This is a genomic window from Paracoccus pantotrophus (assembly GCF_008824185.1).
Taxonomy (GTDB): domain Bacteria; phylum Pseudomonadota; class Alphaproteobacteria; order Rhodobacterales; family Rhodobacteraceae; genus Paracoccus; species Paracoccus pantotrophus.
The window spans coordinates 519,406-535,332 of record NZ_CP044425.1; the positions used below are offsets into that span (position 1 = coordinate 519,406).

15 protein-coding genes are annotated in these 15,927 nt (G+C 67.7%); 8 read left to right on the forward strand and 7 right to left on the reverse strand.

What is annotated here, in order from left to right:
- Window positions 1–127 precede the first annotated feature (127 nt).
- From ESD82_RS10350 to ESD82_RS10365, 4 genes are read right to left on the reverse strand one after another with little or no spacing between them, the layout of a single operon-like run.
- Complete coding sequence (locus tag ESD82_RS10350) at window positions 128–1,054, reverse strand: electron transfer flavoprotein subunit alpha/FixB family protein (protein WP_147428687.1); 927 nt, start codon at window positions 1,052–1,054, stop codon at window positions 128–130.
- Window positions 1,054–1,812, reverse strand: coding sequence for an electron transfer flavoprotein subunit beta/FixA family protein (locus ESD82_RS10355; protein WP_147429417.1), 759 nt, complete (start codon window positions 1,810–1,812; stop codon window positions 1,054–1,056). Before ESD82_RS10355 ends, ESD82_RS10350 begins: the two co-directional genes overlap by 1 nt.
- Window positions 1,813–1,853: 41 nt before the next feature.
- On the reverse strand, window positions 1,854–4,136 hold the full coding sequence (locus ESD82_RS10360) for a 3-hydroxyacyl-CoA dehydrogenase/enoyl-CoA hydratase family protein (protein WP_211331236.1): 2,283 nt from the start codon (window positions 4,134–4,136) through the stop codon (window positions 1,854–1,856).
- 13 nt (window positions 4,137–4,149) lie between these two features.
- Window positions 4,150–4,929 (reverse strand): enoyl-CoA hydratase/isomerase family protein, encoded by a 780-nt coding sequence (locus ESD82_RS10365; protein ID WP_147429416.1) that lies wholly within the window; start codon window positions 4,927–4,929, stop codon window positions 4,150–4,152.
- Window positions 4,930–5,207: 278 nt separating this feature from the next.
- On the opposite strand from ESD82_RS10365, the gene bktB reads away from it, so the two are divergent.
- Both bktB and ESD82_RS10375 read left to right on the forward strand, forming a co-directional pair.
- Window positions 5,208–6,383 (forward strand): beta-ketothiolase BktB, encoded by a 1,176-nt coding sequence (gene bktB / locus ESD82_RS10370; protein WP_147429415.1) that lies wholly within the window; start codon window positions 5,208–5,210, stop codon window positions 6,381–6,383.
- Between the two features lie 292 nt (window positions 6,384–6,675).
- Window positions 6,676–7,851 carry a DcaP family trimeric outer membrane transporter gene (locus tag ESD82_RS10375; RefSeq protein ID WP_147429414.1) on the forward strand — a complete coding sequence of 392 codons (1,176 nt, stop codon included), beginning with the start codon at window positions 6,676–6,678 and terminating at the stop codon, window positions 7,849–7,851.
- A gap of 54 nt (window positions 7,852–7,905) precedes the next feature.
- On the opposite strand, the gene ESD82_RS10380 is transcribed toward ESD82_RS10375, so the two are convergent.
- Genes ESD82_RS10380 through ESD82_RS10390 form a run of 3 tightly spaced genes read right to left on the reverse strand, consistent with a single transcriptional unit; the run spans window position 7,906 to window position 10,742 of the window.
- Window positions 7,906–9,063, reverse strand: coding sequence for an acetyl-CoA acetyltransferase (locus ESD82_RS10380; protein WP_147429413.1), 1,158 nt, complete (start codon window positions 9,061–9,063; stop codon window positions 7,906–7,908).
- Window positions 9,053–9,439, reverse strand: a complete 387-nt coding sequence (locus tag ESD82_RS10385) for a Zn-ribbon domain-containing OB-fold protein (RefSeq protein ID WP_147429412.1) — start codon at window positions 9,437–9,439, stop codon at window positions 9,053–9,055. The genes ESD82_RS10380 and ESD82_RS10385 overlap by 11 nt, the downstream gene beginning before the upstream one ends.
- A 10-nt stretch (window positions 9,440–9,449) precedes the next feature.
- Window positions 9,450–10,742 carry a CaiB/BaiF CoA transferase family protein gene (locus ESD82_RS10390; protein ID WP_231486801.1) on the reverse strand — a complete coding sequence of 431 codons (1,293 nt, stop codon included), beginning with the start codon at window positions 10,740–10,742 and terminating at the stop codon, window positions 9,450–9,452.
- Between the two features lie 152 nt (window positions 10,743–10,894).
- Here ESD82_RS10390 and ESD82_RS10395 point away from each other — a divergent pair, with 152 nt between their 5' ends.
- The 6 genes from ESD82_RS10395 to ESD82_RS10420 are packed head-to-tail and all read left to right on the forward strand — an operon-like array spanning window position 10,895 to window position 15,850.
- A complete protein-coding gene (locus ESD82_RS10395; RefSeq protein WP_024844853.1) occupies window positions 10,895–11,656 on the forward strand; it encodes an SDR family NAD(P)-dependent oxidoreductase in 762 nt (253 codons plus the stop codon).
- Between the two features lie 20 nt (window positions 11,657–11,676).
- Window positions 11,677–12,957 carry an aromatic ring-hydroxylating oxygenase subunit alpha gene (locus ESD82_RS10400; protein ID WP_177209331.1) on the forward strand — a complete coding sequence of 427 codons (1,281 nt, stop codon included), beginning with the start codon at window positions 11,677–11,679 and terminating at the stop codon, window positions 12,955–12,957.
- A complete protein-coding gene (locus ESD82_RS10405; protein WP_147429411.1) occupies window positions 12,944–13,408 on the forward strand; it encodes a MaoC/PaaZ C-terminal domain-containing protein in 465 nt (154 codons plus the stop codon). Before ESD82_RS10400 ends, ESD82_RS10405 begins: the two co-directional genes overlap by 14 nt.
- Window positions 13,409–13,420: 12 nt before the next feature.
- Entirely contained in the window at window positions 13,421–14,164 is a 744-nt protein-coding gene (locus ESD82_RS10410) for a ThuA domain-containing protein (protein ID WP_074990687.1), read from the forward strand.
- Window positions 14,161–15,054 (forward strand): alpha/beta fold hydrolase, encoded by an 894-nt coding sequence (locus tag ESD82_RS10415; protein ID WP_147429410.1) that lies wholly within the window; start codon window positions 14,161–14,163, stop codon window positions 15,052–15,054. The genes ESD82_RS10410 and ESD82_RS10415 overlap by 4 nt, the downstream gene beginning before the upstream one ends.
- Window positions 15,047–15,850 carry an SDR family NAD(P)-dependent oxidoreductase gene (locus ESD82_RS10420; RefSeq protein ID WP_074990683.1) on the forward strand — a complete coding sequence of 268 codons (804 nt, stop codon included), beginning with the start codon at window positions 15,047–15,049 and terminating at the stop codon, window positions 15,848–15,850. The genes ESD82_RS10415 and ESD82_RS10420 overlap by 8 nt, the downstream gene beginning before the upstream one ends.
- Window positions 15,851–15,927: the final 77 nt, after the last annotated feature.

The window sequence follows — 15,927 nt, forward strand, 5'->3', positions numbered from 1 at the left end:
ATACGCGTCCCTGTAACCAATTGATTTTACACACCCGAAAAATCGCCGAGTCCCAAACCTTTTGACACCCCTCGACGGGGCCGCGGGGGCGCTCCCCCCGGGGTATTTGCGGAAACGGTGAAAGCGCTCAGAGCTTGCCGGTGAGTTCGGGCACCACGGAGAACAGGTCGCCCACCAGGCCGTAATCGGCGATCTGGAAGATCGGCGCCTCCTCGTCCTTGTTGATCGCCACGATCACCTTGCTGTCCTTCATCCCCGCCAGGTGCTGGATCGCGCCCGAGATGCCCACCGCGACATAGAGCTCGGGGGCGACCACCTTGCCGGTCTGGCCGACCTGCCAGTCGTTCGGGGCATAGCCGCTGTCCACCGCCGCGCGGGAGGCGCCCACCGCGGCGCCGAGCTTGTCGGCCAGCTCTTCGATGATCGCGAAGCTCTCCTTCGAGCCGAGGCCGCGGCCGCCCGAGACCACGCGTTTCGCCGAGGTCAGCTCGGGACGGTCGCTCTCGGCCACCTCGTCGGCCACCCAGGAGGACAGGCCGGGATCGGCGGCCAGCGCGGCCTCGGTGACCGGGGCGTTGCCGCCGATCCCCGCCGCGTCGAAGCTGGCGGTGCGGATGGTGAAGACCTTCTTCGCGTCCTTCGAGCGCACCACCTGGATGGCGTTGCCGGCATAGATCGGCCGCTCGAACGTGTTCGCGTCGAGGATGGCCGAGACGTCCGACAGCACCATCACGTCGAGAAGCGCCGCAACCCGCGGCATGACGTTCTTGGCGTCCGTGGTCGCCGGCGCGGCGATGTGGTCGTAATCGCCGGCCAGGCCCAGGATCAGCGCCGCGGTCGGCTCGGCCAGGCGGTGGCCGTAGAGCGGCGCTTCCGCCACCAGCACCCTGGCGACGCCGGCGATCGTCGCGGCCTCCTCGGCGGCCGCTTTCGCCGAGGCACCGGCGCAGAGCACCGTCACCTCGCCAAGCGCCTTGACCGCCTGCACCGCCTTCGCCGTCGCATCGCGGTTCAGCACCCCGTTCGTCACTTCCCCAAGCAGCAGAACAGCCATCAGATCACCCCCGCTTCTTTCAGCTTGCCCAGCAGCTCGTCCACCGAGCCGACCTTGATGCCGGCCTTGCGGCCCTCGGGCTCGCGCACCGAGACCACCTCGAGACGCGGCGCGACGTCGACGCCGTAATCACCGGCGGTCTTTTCCTCCAAGGGCTTCTTCTTGGCCTTCATGATGTTCGGCAGGCTCGCATAGCGCGGCTCGTTCAGCCGCAGGTCGGCGGTGACCACCGCCGGCAGCGCCACCGCGATGGTCTGGAGGCCGCCGTCGACCTCGCGCGTCACCTTGGCCTTGCCGCCCTCGATCTCGACTTTCGAGGCGAAGGTGGCCTGCGCCCAGCCCAGGATCGCCGCCAGCATCTGGCCGGTGGCGTTCATGTCGTTGTCGATGGCCTGCTTGCCGGCGATGACGAGCTCGGTGCCCTCGGCTTCGGCGACCTTGGCCAGGATCTTCGCCACCGCCAGCGGCTCGATGTCCTGCTGCACGTCGTCCGCGGCCACCACCAGGATCGCCCGGTCGGCGCCCATCGCCAGCGCGGTGCGCAGCGTCTCGGCCGCCTGCTTCACGCCGATCGAGACCGCGATCACCTCCTCGGCCTGGCCGGCTTCCTTCAGCCGGATCGCCTCCTCCACCGCGATCTCGTCGAACGGGTTCATCGACATCTTCACATTCGCCAGATCGACACCCGTGCCATCCGCGCGAACCCGCGCCTTCACGTTGTAGTCGATCACCCGCTTCACTGGCACGAGGATCTTCATGGTGTCATTTCCTTTCCTTCCTTCGCATTGCCCGTGGCGGGTCAGTTCCGCAGCGGCTTGCCGGTCCCGAGCATGTGTTCCATCCGCGCCCGCGTCTCGGGCCGGTCGATCAGGTCGAACAGCACCTGCCGCTCGACCGCCATGTTCTCGGCCTCGCTGCGGCTGCCGCCGCCGCCCAGCACGCGCGCCAGGCCCCGCAGCATCTGGCGGTCGTAATCCGAGCCCTCGGCGGCAAGATCGGACAGGTCCAGGCCCTGCGGCAACGTCAGCACCTGCCTTGTGGGCGGGGCGTAGCCCTGGGCCAGCTGAAGCGCCATCCGATGCGCGCTGGCCAGCAGCAGGTCGCGGTTCATCACCAGCCGGTCCTGCGGCAGCAGGATGCCCGCCGCCAGCGCCTGTTCCGCCGAGCCGGATTGCGATGCCGAGAAGATCGTCGCCGCCGCCCGGTGCGCCGCATCGTCGGGGGCCAACCCGGCCTGCAATCCGCGCGCCAGCAGGCTGGTGCAGCCGCCCCAGGCCGGGATCAGGCCGACCAGAACCTCGGGCAGGCCCATATGCGCCTCGGCATGGGCGAGGATGCGGTCGGCATGCAGCGCCAGCTCGCAGCCACCGCCAAGCGCAAAGCCGTGGACCGCGGCGACGACCGGCACCGGCGCGTGGCGCAGGCCCAGGAACAGGCGCTGGCCGCGGTCGATGAAGGCCTCCAGCTCGGCGCGGCGCCCGCCCTTGATCAGCGACAGGATGAAGCGCAGGTCGGCCCCTGCCGAAAAGGCGCGCGGATCGTCATTGCCGATCACCAGCCCCCGCAGCCGCTTGCCCAGCAGGGGCAGCGTCTCCTCGATCACGTCCAGCACCTCGGGGTGCAGGCTGTTCATCTTGGTGTGGACCTGCAACAGGCCGAGGCCGTCGCCGGTATCCAGCAGCGAGGCCGAACCGTTGCCGAGGATGGTCCTGCCCTGCGCCCGCAGCCCGGCGGCCGTCAGCGGCACCTCGCGCCCCGCGCCCGCGACGGGTGCGGCAAGAAAATGCCCGTCGCGATAGAAGCCGCCCTTCTCGGTCGCCTGGGTCAGCAGGGCCGGGATGGGCAGGCCGGCCGCGTGCAGATGCGCCGCCACCCGGCCAAGCCCCCACCTGTCGGCCAGCAGGAAGGGGCCCTGCCGCCAAGCGTAACCCAGCCGCATGCCGGCATCGACATCCGACGGGTCGGCGGCGATCCGGGGGGCGTGATCGGCGGCATAGGCCACCACCTCGCCCAGCACGGCGCGGGCATAGCCGCCATGCCGGCCCGGATCGGCCAGCAGCGCCGCCAGATCCTTGCCGCCGCCCGGCAGGTCGTCCGGCGCGACGGGCACGGTGGGGCGCCAGGCACCGGAGGCAAGGTCGCTGGCCTCGAGCCCCGCCTCGGTCTTGCGAAAGAAGCCGCCGCCCGACTTGCGGCCGAAGCGGCCCTGATCGGCCAGCGTGCGGAACAGCGGATCGGCGGCGATGTCATAGCGATGGAAGCGGTCCGTCGCCGGCAGCCCGTCGACCAGGCTGCGCCAGACCTGCGGCACCAGGTCGATGCCGATCAGGTCGAACAGCCCGAAGACGCCGGTGCGCGGCATGCCCATGGCCTGATGCACCGCATCGGCCTCTTCCACGGTCAGGCCGTGTTCGCGCGCCAGCAGCGCGGCCGCGGCCATCCAGAAGCAGCCGATGCGATTGGCCACGAAGCCGGGCGTGTCGCGGCAGTCGATGACGGTCTTGCCCAGCACCTGCCGGGCCGCCTGCCGCGCCCGCTGCAGCAGCGCCGGATCGGTTTCCGGGGTCGAGACGATCTCGAGCAGCGGCATCAGCCGCGGCGGGTTGAAGAAATGCGTGATCAGGAAGTCGCGGCGGAAGGCGTCGGACATGCCCTCGACCAGTTGCGAATGCAGCAGGGTCGAGGTGTTGGAGGACACGATCGACCCCGGTTTGCGCAGCACGTCGATGCGCGCGTAAAGGTCGCGCTTGACGTCCAGCCGCTCGATCACCGCCTCGACGATCCAGTCGGCCTCGGCCAGAAGCGGCAGGTCGCGGACGGTATTGCCGGTGACGACGCGCCCCGGACCGGTCGGGCCCATGAAGCCCTGGATCCTGACCTGCCGGGCCAGTCCCGCCTGGGCGGGGGCGTCTGGCGCATCGCCCTCAGGCCCCGGCATGTCCAGCAATATGACCTTCAGCCCGGCATTGGCGAATTGCGCGGCAATGCCACCCCCCATCGCCCCGGCGCCGATCACCGCGACGCAGGCGATGTCGCGCGGCAACCCGGCCCAGAACGCCTGGCTGGCCATCATCTTGGTCATGTCTGTTTCCCCCTCAGTTGCCGGTGAACCGGGCCGGCCGTTTCTCGAAAAAGGCAGCAAGCGCCTCGGCGAAATCCGCGGTTGCGGCACAGGTCTTGAAAGCCTGCTTCTCGGCCTCCAGCGTCGCGGCGTAATCCCGCCCGAAACCGTCGCGCAGCAGATGCTTGAGCGCGCCCGAAGCGCCGGGGGCAAGCCCGGCAAGACGCGCGGCAAGCCTTGTGCCCTCGTCTTGCAACGCCGCGTCGGGGACGATGCGGTTCACCAGGCCCCAGTCCAGCGCCTGCACGGCCGGCACGGCGCTGCCTTCCAAGGCGATCCAGGCGGCGCGGCGCAGCCCGACGATGCGCGGCAAGGCCCAGGTGATGCCGCAATCCGCCGGCGCGCCGACCCCCAGATAGGCAAAGCTCAGCACCGCCGATTCGGCGGCCAGCGCAAGATCGGCCGCCAGGGCCAGCGAGAGGCCCGCCCCCGCGACCGGCCCGTGCAGGAGCGCGACGGTCAGCGCATCCGATTCGGCCAGCCGCGCCAGGGCTCGGTTCATCGGGCCGATGATCGCCTCGGCCTCGGCGGCGCGGTCCTCGGCCCGGCGGAAGGCAGCAAGATCACCCCCCGCCATGAAGGCCCGGCCATTGCCCGAAAGCGTCAGCACCCGCACCCCTGCGTCCAGGGCCTGGGCGACGGCGGCCTCGAAGGCGCGCGCGGTGGCCTGGTCGATGGCATTGAGCGCCTGGGGCCGGTCGAAGACGATACGCCCCAGCGCGGCGTCAAGATGCAGTCGAAGAGGTTCGGTCATCGCAACTCCTTGCAAAAGCCCGCAATGGTCGACGGGCTGGAAAGTCACTCCTGCCGCGCCCTGATTGCCATGGACGCCGGGGCTGGGCAAGATATATATACAATAAACAATCATAAAAATACAATTTTAGGCGCGACGCCATGCTGGCAGCGGCACGGGCACTATAGGATCATAATATTTTCTATTGAAATTATGTATTCTTATGATAGCTGATACGTACACAATTTTCGGCAGGCCCTGCCGCATCGCTGCGGAAGGATCGCAACAAGGGATCATCCATGAACGACATCGTCATCCTGTCCGGGGCTCGGACCGCCATCGGCGGCTTCGGCGGATCGCTTTCGGGGCTTGCGCCACACGAGCTGGGCGTTATCGCCGCCCGCGCCGCCATCGAGCGCGCCGGCATCGAGCCAGCCCGGATCGGCACGACCGTTTTCGGCCACGTCATCAATACCGAGCCCAGGGACATGTACCTGTCCCGCCTTGCCGCCATGGGTGCGGGCGTGCCCGACACCACGCCGGCGATGAACGTGAACCGGCTTTGCGGCTCGGGTGTGCAGGCGGTGGTCTCGGCCGCGCTGGCCCTGCGCCAGGGCGAGGCGGATTTCGCGCTGGCCGGCGGCGCGGAATGCATGTCGCGCGCGCCCTATGCCGTGCAGGCGGCGCGCTTTGGGCAGAAAATGGGCGATGCGGCGATGGTGGACATGCTGGTCGGCACGCTGAGCTGCCCTTTCGGCACCGGGCACATGGGCATCACCGCCGAGAATGTCGCCGCCGAACATGGTGTCTCGCGTGCCGACCAGGACGCTTTCGCACTGGAAAGCCAGCAGCGCGCGGCACGGGCCATCGCCGCGGGCCATTTCCGCGACCAGATCGTGCCGGTCGAGTTGCAGAGCCGGCGCGGGGTGGAGCTGTTCGACCGCGACGAACACCCCAAGGAAACCTCGCTGGCCGCGCTGGAGCAGCTGAAGCCGGTGTTTCGCAAGGACGGCTCGGTCACCGCCGGCAATGCCTCGGGCATCAACGACGGCGCGGCGGCCCTGGTCCTGGCCCGCGCGGATGCGGCCGAAAGGCTGGGCCTGACGCCGATCGCGCGCATCCTGGACCATGCGATCGCCGGGGTGCGGCCCGAGGTGATGGGCATCGGCCCGGTCCCGGCGGTCCGGCAATTGCTTGAGCGCACCGGGCTGAAGGCCGCGGATTTCGACGTGATCGAATCGAACGAAGCCTTTGCTGCCCAGGCGGTTGCGGTGACGCGGACGCTGGATCTGGACCCGGCCCGCGTCAATCCCAACGGCGGCGCCATCGCCCTGGGCCATCCGGTCGGCGCCACGGGCAGCATCCTGCTGGTCAAGGCGATCAACGAACTCAAGCGCATCGGCGGGCGTCGCGGCCTGGTGACGATGTGCATCGGCGGCGGACAGGGCATCGCCCTGGCCATCGAGATGAGCTGAAGGGCCCGAAACCGGACCCCGGAGCTTGACGCAGGCTGCGTGGAAACGCGGCCTGCCCCGTCGTTTCCATATCGCACAACCAATTGAAATAACGCTAATAATTCTGATTCATCCCGCAAATAATCCTTGCTCGCTGAACACATTTTTGTCAGGTTCAGTATGCGCAATATGAATATTTGTATGCGCAATGAGGGGATTCGACACAGGGGCACCGCCCGCAATCCGGGCGTGACCGTTCCAGCGGATCGACGACACCGCCATGTCCAGGCAAGGACGGTTTGGGAGGAATGGAATGAAAATCAAGGAAAAAATCGGCTCTGTCGGCCAGATGGCCGCGGCAGTCCTGATCGGAGGGACAGGCGCGGCGGCCGCGCAGGATCTGACGGCTCTGGAGGCGCGCATCTCCGCGCTGGAGAACCGCCAGGCCGAAAGCGGCCAGCTGACCCTGGCGCCGGGTGTAAAACTGACGTTTTACGGGTATACGAAACTCGACCTCATCACGGACAACGACTACGATCTGGGCGCGACCACCGGGGCCATGGCCGGGGTGACGGCCGGCAGCCCGCTGGAGGGTTCGGGCTCGAACGCCCATGCCTATGAAAGCCGGCTGGGCCTGCGCGCCAGCATCGACACCGATATCGGCGAGGTGAAGCTTACGCTCGAAGGGGACTTCTTCGGCAGCGGCGGCAATTTCCGCCTGCGCCACGCCTATGGCGAGGTCGGGCCGCTGCTGGCGGGCCAGACCTGGACCAACTGGGTGCCGGCCGAAGGCGGCCCCGCCGCGGTGCAGGACTTCAACGGCCTGGCGGGCGGCAGCTATTACCGCACGCCGCAGGTCCGCTATACCTTCCGGCCCAACGACCAGTGGCGCTTCGCCGTCGCGCTGGAAGAGGATTACGCGCCCGGCACCGCCTCGCGCGTCGCCGTGTCCGGTTTCGCGGGCTATGCCAACGGGCCGCTGAAGATCGGCATGGGCGCGATCTCGCGCGGGCTGGAAACCAGCAGCTTCGGCGACGTCACCGGCTTCGGCTATGCCATCGGCGCCGATTACGAGGCCTGGCAGGGCGGCAAGCTGCATGCGCAATATGTCGGCGGCAAGGGCATCTCGACCCTGCTGAACAATGCCGGCTTCTCGGGGCTGGAAGTGGGGGCAGCGGGCAAATACGCCTTTGACGTCGATGCGGCGGGCGACCCGGTCAAGGCCAAGGGCGTGAAGCTGGGCATCACCCAGAAGCTGGGCCAGAAAAGCGACCTGTCGCTGGCGCATGGCTTCCAGCGATTCGACGATTTTGCCGGCGCCCTGGGCAGCCATACCAGGGAAATCAACTCGACCCACGTGACCTATCGCTATTTCGCGACGAAATCCGTGATGCTGGCGGCCGAGGCGGCCTATGTCGAGCGCGAGCAATTCGACGGGGCGAGCTTCGACAATACCCGCCTGCAAGGTGTGGTGAAGTTCACCTTCTGAAACACCAAGGCCCGCCATGCCGGCGGGCCTTGTCCTTGCGCCGGGGCCAAGGGTTCAGACCGTATCCATGCTGCCCAGGATGACGCTGGTCTGCGAGGACAGCACCCCGCCATTGCCATGGCACAGCGCAAGATCGGCCGCCGCCAGCTGGCGCTCGCCCGCCTCGCCGCGGATCTGGCGCACGGCCTCGACCAGCGTGAACAGCCCATACATGCCCGGATGTACGCAAGAGAGCCCCCCGCCATTGGTGTTGACCGGCAGGGCACCGCCCGGCGCAATGGCCCCGTCCTGGACGAAGCGCCCGCCCTCGCCCTTGGGGCAAAAGCCAAGGTCTTCGAGGAACAGGATCGTGTTGATGGTAAAGGCGTCGTAGAGCTGCACCATGTCCATGTCGGCGGGACCGTAGCCCGCCGCGGCATAGGCGCGCCGGCCCGACAGCTTGGCGCCGGTGACGCAAAGGTCGGGCATGGCGGCGATTTCCTTGTGCGTGGTCTCGGCCCCGGCGCCCAGCACCGCCACCGGCTTCTTGCGCAGGTCGCAGGCACGGTCCAGCGCGGTCACGACCACCGCCGCCGCCCCGTCCGTGACCAGGCAGCAGTCCAAGGCCCCCAGCGGCGAGGAAACCATGCGCGCGGCCAGGTATTCCTGCATGTCCAGCGGCTCGCGCCGGAATGCCTCGGGGTTCAGCCGCGCCCAGGCACGCGCGGCCAGCGCCACCGCGCCCAGCTGCTTTCTGGTGGTGCCATAATCGTGCATGTGGCGGCTGGCGGCCAGCGCATAGCCGCCGATGGGCATGCGCGCGCCATGCGGCGCCTCGTAGACCGAGCCGCGCAGGGCCGAGACCAGCCGCCCCGCCGCCGACCGCTGGTTCGAGCCATAGCAGATCAGCGCCGTGTCCATGTATCCGGCCGAGATCATGAAGCAGGCCGTCATCAGATGGTTCAGAAAGGACGAGCCGCCGGTGCGGTTGTTGTCCACGAACCGGGCCTTGACGCCCAGGTATTCCGCCACCGCCAGCCCGCCCAGCAGATCCTCGGGCAGGCAGGTGAAAAGCCCGTCCACATCGGCAAGGCCGAGGCCCGCATCCTCAAGCGCCAGAAGCCCGGCCCTGGCGGTCATCTCGAGCGCGCTGTGGCCCTCGCACAGGCCGATGCCGAAGGTGGCGGCGCCGGCGATGGCGCAGGCGGCGCGCGGAAAGGCCTTATCCTTCATCCTGTTCCCCTTGCAACACGAAGAAGACATGCGGCGGATCGCTTTCGCCGGCGATCACCGCGCGCAGGCGCTGGCCGATCCTGACCGGCGCCCCGGCCTCGATCCGCGACAGCAGGCGGAAACCCTCGTCCATCTCGACGATGGCGATGATGCGGCTGGGCGCGGGCGGCTTTTGCGGCTGCTCGGTCACGGCATGGACCCGGCCCCGGCCCGAGGATTGCGCCCATTCCAGCACCGCCCCGTCGCCGGGCGCGGCCAGGCGGGGCGGAAAGACCGCCCGCCCCTCGGCCGTGCGCTGATAGCAGAAACGGCCGTCGCGCAGGGCTTGCAAATATTCGGCCTCGGGGCCCAAAGACGCTGTGGATGATGCTGCCATGCCCGGCCCCTCAGATGATCGCTTCGTCGCGCAGCTTCTCCAACTCCTCGACGGAAAGCGAGAGGCATTGCCGCAGCACCTCGTCGCTATGCTCGCCGGCAAGCGGCGGGGCCGAGCGATAGATCACCGGCGTCTCGGACAGCCGCAGCGGGCTGCCGACCAGGCGCACGGTGCCGGTGACGGGATGCTCCATGGTCACGAACATGCCGCGCGCCTGAAGCTGGGGATCCTCTTCGATGTCGGGCATCTCGTTGATCGGCCCGCAAGAGACCTTGGCGGCCAGGATCCTCTCCATCCAATGCGCGCGCAGGTTGGTGGACAGCACGGCGTTCATCTCGGCCGTCAGCGCCACGCGGTTCTCCAGCCGGTCGCGCGAGCGCAGGAAGCGCGGATCCTCGGCCCATTCCGGGTGGCCCAATGCGCCGGCCAGCCGGGCGAACTCGCGGTCGTTGAAGGTCGCGATCAGGACGAAGCCGTCCGCGCATTCGAAGACGCCGTTCGGCACCGCGGTCGGATGTTCGTTGCCGGTGCGCGGCAGCGGCGCGCGCGCGTTCAGCCACGAGCCGATATTGTTCATCAGCAGCGCCACCTGGCTGTCGAACAGCGCGATGTCGATATGCTGACCCTGCCCGCCGTTCTGGCGATGCAGCAAGGCCGCTAGGATGGCGATGGCGGCATTGTTGCCGGCGGTGATGTCGGCGATGGGCACGCCCACGCGGGTCGGGATGCCGCCATCCGCCTCGGGCTGGCCGGTGACGGCCATCTGCCCGCCCATGGCCTGCACCAGGTAATCGTAGCCCGAGCGGTCGTTATAGGGCCCGGTCTGCCCGAAACCGGTGATCGAGCAATAGATCAGCCGCGGATTGATCTTGCGCAGATCCTCATAGCCCAGCCCATATCGCGCCAGGGTTCCGGTGCGGAAGTTCTCGATGAAAACATCCGATTCGGCGGCAAGCCGGCGCAGAAGCTCGGCCCCTTGCGGACGCGAGAAGTCCAGCCCGATCGAACGCTTGTTGCGGTTGACCATCTGGAAATAGGTCGATTGCTCGGGCGCGCCGGGCCGGCCCTCGACCCAGGGCGGGCCCAGGCTGCGCAGGTCGTCGCCATCGCCCACGCGCTCGACCTTGATGACATCGGCGCCCAGGTCGGCCAGGGTCTGCGCCGCCAACGGTCCGGCCACGACCCGCGTCAGGTCCAGCACCCGGATGCCCGAAAGAACGCCCCGGCAGTCGATCCGGCCCTGGCCGCCCGCCGCATCCGTGGCGCCTATGTCGAGTTCTTGCATGTCTGTCTGTAGGGTCATGGTTCCTCTGCCTAAGGCTGATGCCAAGCAACTCCGCTTGGCTGAATATACAATAACAATGATTCATTATACAAGAAAAGTATTGTTATTGTTTTTCTCTTGCGGGCGTGTAATATTCTGCCAGCAAGCAAAGAATGTCAGCGGAGAGCACGATGGATCTGCGGTTGAGGGGCCTGAAGGCGGCGGTGACCGGGGGAACGCGGGGAATCGGCAATGCCATCGTGCATGTCCTGGCCGAGGAAGGCTGCGCCCTTGCCACCTGCGGCCGCGCGCCCGAGCGCATCGAATCGCTGCGCCGGCAGATGGATGACGCCGGGGTCCGCTTTCATGGCGAAACCGTCCAGGGGCGCGACGGCGAGGCCGTGCGCAACTGGATGCGGAACTCGATCGAGGCCCTGGACGGGCTCGACATCTTCATCGCCTCGCTGTCCGCCGGCGGCGGCACGGACGAAGAGCGCTACTGGTACCGCAATTTCGAGATCGACCTGATGTCCGCCGTCCGCGGCGTCGAGGAGGCGCTGCCCGCCCTGCGCCGGTCGCAAAGCCCCTCGATCCTGATCCTGGCGACCATGGCCGCCTCCGAAACCTTCGTCGCGCCCATGGCCTATAACGCCATCAAGGCGGCGCTCGTCACCTGGTCCAAGCAGCTTTCCCAGCAGCTTGCCCCCGAGGGCATCCGGGTCAACTGCCTGTCGCCCGGCCCGACCATGTTCAAGGGCTCGAACTGGGAAATGATCCGCGTCGCGCGGTCGCGCATCTATGACAACGCCGTCCGCCAGCAGCCCACCCGGCGCATGGGCACCGCCGAGGAGATCGCGCGCTCGGCCGTGTTCCTGGCAAGCCCGGCCGCGTCCTGGTGCAACGGATCGCATCTGCTGGTGGACGGCGGCTTTTCCAAGCGCGTCCCGTTTTGAATCTCAGGAAGGTTCCTTTCATGGCCATCGAACGCATCAAGCCGACCGATTTCACCCGTACGCCGGCCGCCCCGGCCGCGAAGCCCGATTTCGGGACGGCGATGATCCCCAAGGAACGCTATACCTCGGCCGAATACATGCGCCTGGAATGGGAGCGCATGTGGACCAAGGTCTGGCTCTTGGGCTGTCGGACGGACGACATCCCGAATCCCGGCGACTATCACGTCACCACCATCGGCAAGGAAGAGATCATCCTGGTCCGGCAAAAGGACATGTCGGTGCGCGGCTTCTACAATGTCTGCCTGCACCGCGGGAACCGCATCATGGTCGGCGAGGGCAACGCGACCAGCTTCAAATGCCAGTATCACTTCTGGGAATACGGGCTGGACGGCGCCTTCGAGAACATCCCCGACCTCGAAACCTTCCCGCAGGGCGCGCCGCCCTGCAAGGGCCTGCGCGAGGTGAAATGCGACAGCTGGAACAGCTTCGTCTGGTTCTCGATGAACCCCGAGGCCGAGCCGCTGCTGGACTATCTTGCGCCCCTGCCCGAGCATCTGGAGCCCTATCACTTCGAGCGCATGGTCAAGGTGACGGACCTGACCGTGGAATGGGATTGCAACTGGAAGACCTCGGTCGATGCCTTCAACGAATCCTACCATGTGCAGGGCATCCACCCGGAACTGCTGTATTTCATCGAGGACAAGGACGTCCAGATCGACTGCTACGGCCGGCACAACCGCTATCTGGTGCCCTTCTCGACCATCTCGCACCGGGTCGAGGAAACCACCGAGATCCCGCATCTCATCAAGCACGCGATGAAAGAGGCGGGGATGAACCCGGCTGATTTCGACGGCCGCGTGACCGAGGTGCGCAAGGCGCTGCAGGCCTTCAAGCGCAAGCACGGCCCCGAGATGGGGCTGGATTACAGCGACCTGAACGACGACCAGCTGACGGATGATTACCACTACAACATCTTCCCGAACCTGACGCTGAACACCCATGCCGACGATCTGATGCTGTTCCGCCAGCGCCCGCATCCGACCGATCCCAACAAGATGTTCTTCGACCTGTTCATCTTCAAACTGCTGAAGAAGGACGAGCCGCGCCCGAAAAAGCCGCGCCACGAACAGTTCAGGCATGGCGAGAAATCGCTGGGCCTGGTGCTGGACCAGGACGCCTACAACCTGCCGGGGGTGCAGGCGGGGATGAACTCGGACAGTTTCGGCGGGCTATGGATCGGCGATCAGGAATTGCGCATCCGCCATTTCCATCACGTGCTGGAATCCTATGTCGGATCGTGACGCGAAACCGCCCCGCCGCTGGGAAGACCTGGCCCTGGGCGAGGAAACCCGCTCGCGCGAGATGCTGGTGGAAGAACAGCCGATGATCGCGTTCGCCACCCGCTACGACCCGCAATTCTTCCACATGGACCCGGAAACCGCGGATCAGTCGCTGTTCGGCGGCGTGATCGCCAGCGGGCTTTACACTGCCTGCCTGTGGCGCATCCTGGATCACGAGGTGAATGGCGACATCGCCTGGGTCTGCGGCGTCGCCTGGGACGATGTGCGCTGGTCGCGCGCGGTGCGGCCGGGCGACCGGATCGTGGCACATTCCCGCATCGAGGCGCTGCGCCCCTCGGCCTCGCGGCCCGCGGTGGGGCTGGCGACGCTGCGCCACGCGCTGACCAACCAGGACGGCGAGACGGTATTTTCCTTTGTCTCGACCGACATGGTCTATCGGCGGGGGGCTTAGGCGATGCGCCCCATGCGCCGGGTTCTGCTGGTGGTCGGCGGGCTTTACCACGATTTCGACTTCGTCCGGCTGGAACTGCTGGCGCATCTGGCCCGGCGCGAGCATCTGCGCGTCGATCTGCGCCACGATTATTCCGACCTGGCCGCGCTGGAGCGTTGCGATGCGCTGATCACCTATACCGCCGCACTTTTGCCCGATGCGGCGCAGACCGCGGCGCTGGCCGACTGGGTCGGGCGCGGCGGGCGCTGGTTCGCGCTGCACGGCACGAACTCGGCGATCCGGATCCGGCCCGACGGCAAGGTGCTGACCCCGGCGATGGAGCCGCTGCTGTTCGACCTGCTGGGCAGCCAGTTCCTGGCCCATCCCGTGCCCGGCCGCTATCGCATCCGCCCGGTCGAGGCCCATGCGCTGACCGAAGGGGTCGAGGCATTCTTCCTGGAGGACGAGCATTATCTCCAGCGCCATGCCGAGGGGAACCTGGTCCTGCTGGCCTCGGAATTCCAGGGCGAGACGGCGCTGTTTCAGACCCGCGACTGGCCCAAGGGACAGCACCAGAGCTTTTACCTGCGCCCGCGCGGCCAGGGCGGGGTTCTGTATCTGACCCCCGGCCATGCCAGGGGGCGCTATGACATGCAGCCCCTGACCGAGACTTATCCCTTCGTCGAGCGCGGCGCCTGGATCCTGCCGGTATTCCACCAGCTGATCCGGCGCGGCATCGCCTGGCTCGACCGCGACCTGCCGGAGACCATGCCATGACCAAGCCCGAGATCCTCGAATTCCGCACCTCGGACGGGCTGCGGCTGGAGGCGGAAAGCTATGGCACGGGACCGACGATCCTGCTGGCCCATGGCGGCGGGCAGACCCGCTATTCCTGGCGCGGCGTCGCGCAAGCGCAGGCGGAAAAGGGCTGGCGCACCGTGGCGCTGGACCTGCGCGGGCATGGCGCCAGCGACTGGGATCCGGCCGGCGACTACGGCCTGGAACGCTATGGCCGCGATATTGCCGAGGTCGCGCGGCAATTGGGCGGCGGCATCCATCACGTCGGCGCCTCGCTGGGCGGAAACGCGGCGCTGGCCGCGGTCGGCCGCTATGCGCCCGAACTGTTCCGCGCGCTGGTGCTGGTCGACGTGGTGCCGCAGGTGGACAAGACCGGCGTGGCCGAGGTGCTGGGCTTCATGGGCAGCCACCTGGACCAGGGTTTCGCCGACCTGGACGAGGCATCGCGCGCCGTCTCGGCCTATCGCAAGCAGGCGCCGCGCCCGGCCGGCCAGGCCACGGGGCTGGCACGCTATCTGCGCAGGCGCGACGACGGCCGGCTGGTCTGGCATTGGGATCCGGCCTTCGTGCGCGGCCGGCGCCACGGGCGGCTGACGCCGGATCTGGCGCAGCGGCTGGATCGCGACCTGCGCAACATCGCCTGCCCGGTCCTGCTGCTGCGCGGGCTGGACAGCAACCTGGTCACGGACGAGGCCGAGGCCGCCTTTCGCCGCAGCGCGCCTCGGGCGCTGGTCTGGCATGTCGAGGATGCCGGGCACATGGTCGTCGGCGACAACAACTCGCAATTCGCGGGCGATCTGGACCGTTTCCTGAATCTGGTCCGCAATCGCGAAACAGCCATCGCAAATCAGGGGAGAGCGAATGCCTAGACTCGAGGGAAAGCGCGCCGTCATCATCGGTGCCGCCGGCAAGGGCAATCTGGGCCAGGTGCTGGCCCGCCGCTTTGCCGCCGAGCGCGCGCAAGTCACCGTCGCCGGCCGCCACCAGGACGTGCTGGCGGAACTGGCGGCCGAGATCGGCGGCCATGCCGTCACCGCCGACATCACCCGGACCGAGGATAACGAGGCCCTGGCCGAGGCGGCCCTGGCGCGGATGGGCGGCATCGACATCGCCGTGAACTGCACCGGCTGGGGGCTCTTGGTGCCGTTTCTCGACACCACCCGCGACGAGCTTGAGCGAATGACGCGGCTGCAATTCATCGGCCCGTTCGAGTTCTTCCAGTCCATGCTGCGGCGCATGGCCGACGGCGGGTCGATCGTGCAGGTGTCGTCGGCCACGGCGCGGATCATGATGGACGACCACGCCGCCTATATGGGCACCAAGGCCGGCATGGACCACGTCATCCGCTGCATCGCCAACGAGTTCGGCACGCGCGGCATCCGGGCCAATTCGGTCTCGCCGGGCTTTACCGCCTCGCCCATGACCGGGCGCGCGGCAAGGAATGATGCGGTGGTCGGTGCATTCGCGCGGGAATACCCGCTGGGCCGCGTGGGCACGCTGGAGGACACGGCCGAGGCGATCACCTGGCTTTGCACCGATGCCTGTTTCCTGACCGGCGAGAACCTTCAGGTCAATGGCGGGCTGACGCTGCGGCGAAACCCCACCAATGCCGAGATCGCCGAGGCCGTGCGGGCCGCGAAAGCCGCCCGCGCCGCGGCGCAATAGTTCCCTCCGCCGGCGGGGCGCACATCGCGCCCGACGGCACTTCAAGGCCCCGGTCCAGCGGATCGGGGCCTTTTTTA

What these genes read in the sequence shown, in the direction of transcription:
- ESD82_RS10350 (WP_147428687.1), bottom strand. Translation starts at nt 1,054, where the DNA reads ATGGCTGTTCTGCTGCTTGGGGAAGTGACGAACGGGGTGCTGAACCGC.
- ESD82_RS10355 (WP_147429417.1), bottom strand. Translation starts at nt 1,812, where the DNA reads ATGAAGATCCTCGTGCCAGTGAAGCGGGTGATCGACTACAACGTGAAG.
- ESD82_RS10360 (WP_211331236.1), bottom strand. Translation starts at nt 4,136, where the DNA reads ATGACCAAGATGATGGCCAGCCAGGCGTTCTGGGCCGGGTTGCCGCGC.
- ESD82_RS10365 (WP_147429416.1), bottom strand. Translation starts at nt 4,929, where the DNA reads ATGACCGAACCTCTTCGACTGCATCTTGACGCCGCGCTGGGGCGTATC.
- bktB (WP_147429415.1), top strand. Translation starts at nt 5,208, where the DNA reads ATGAACGACATCGTCATCCTGTCCGGGGCTCGGACCGCCATCGGCGGC.
- ESD82_RS10375 (WP_147429414.1), top strand. Translation starts at nt 6,676, where the DNA reads ATGAAAATCAAGGAAAAAATCGGCTCTGTCGGCCAGATGGCCGCGGCA.
- ESD82_RS10380 (WP_147429413.1), bottom strand. Translation starts at nt 9,063, where the DNA reads ATGAAGGATAAGGCCTTTCCGCGCGCCGCCTGCGCCATCGCCGGCGCC.
- ESD82_RS10385 (WP_147429412.1), bottom strand. Translation starts at nt 9,439, where the DNA reads ATGGCAGCATCATCCACAGCGTCTTTGGGCCCCGAGGCCGAATATTTG.
- ESD82_RS10390 (WP_231486801.1), bottom strand. Translation starts at nt 10,742, where the DNA reads ATGACCCTACAGACAGACATGCAAGAACTCGACATAGGCGCCACGGAT.
- ESD82_RS10395 (WP_024844853.1), top strand. Translation starts at nt 10,895, where the DNA reads ATGGATCTGCGGTTGAGGGGCCTGAAGGCGGCGGTGACCGGGGGAACG.
- ESD82_RS10400 (WP_177209331.1), top strand. Translation starts at nt 11,677, where the DNA reads ATGGCCATCGAACGCATCAAGCCGACCGATTTCACCCGTACGCCGGCC.
- ESD82_RS10405 (WP_147429411.1), top strand. Translation starts at nt 12,944, where the DNA reads ATGTCGGATCGTGACGCGAAACCGCCCCGCCGCTGGGAAGACCTGGCC.
- ESD82_RS10410 (WP_074990687.1), top strand. Translation starts at nt 13,421, where the DNA reads ATGCGCCGGGTTCTGCTGGTGGTCGGCGGGCTTTACCACGATTTCGAC.
- ESD82_RS10415 (WP_147429410.1), top strand. Translation starts at nt 14,161, where the DNA reads ATGACCAAGCCCGAGATCCTCGAATTCCGCACCTCGGACGGGCTGCGG.
- ESD82_RS10420 (WP_074990683.1), top strand. Translation starts at nt 15,047, where the DNA reads ATGCCTAGACTCGAGGGAAAGCGCGCCGTCATCATCGGTGCCGCCGGC.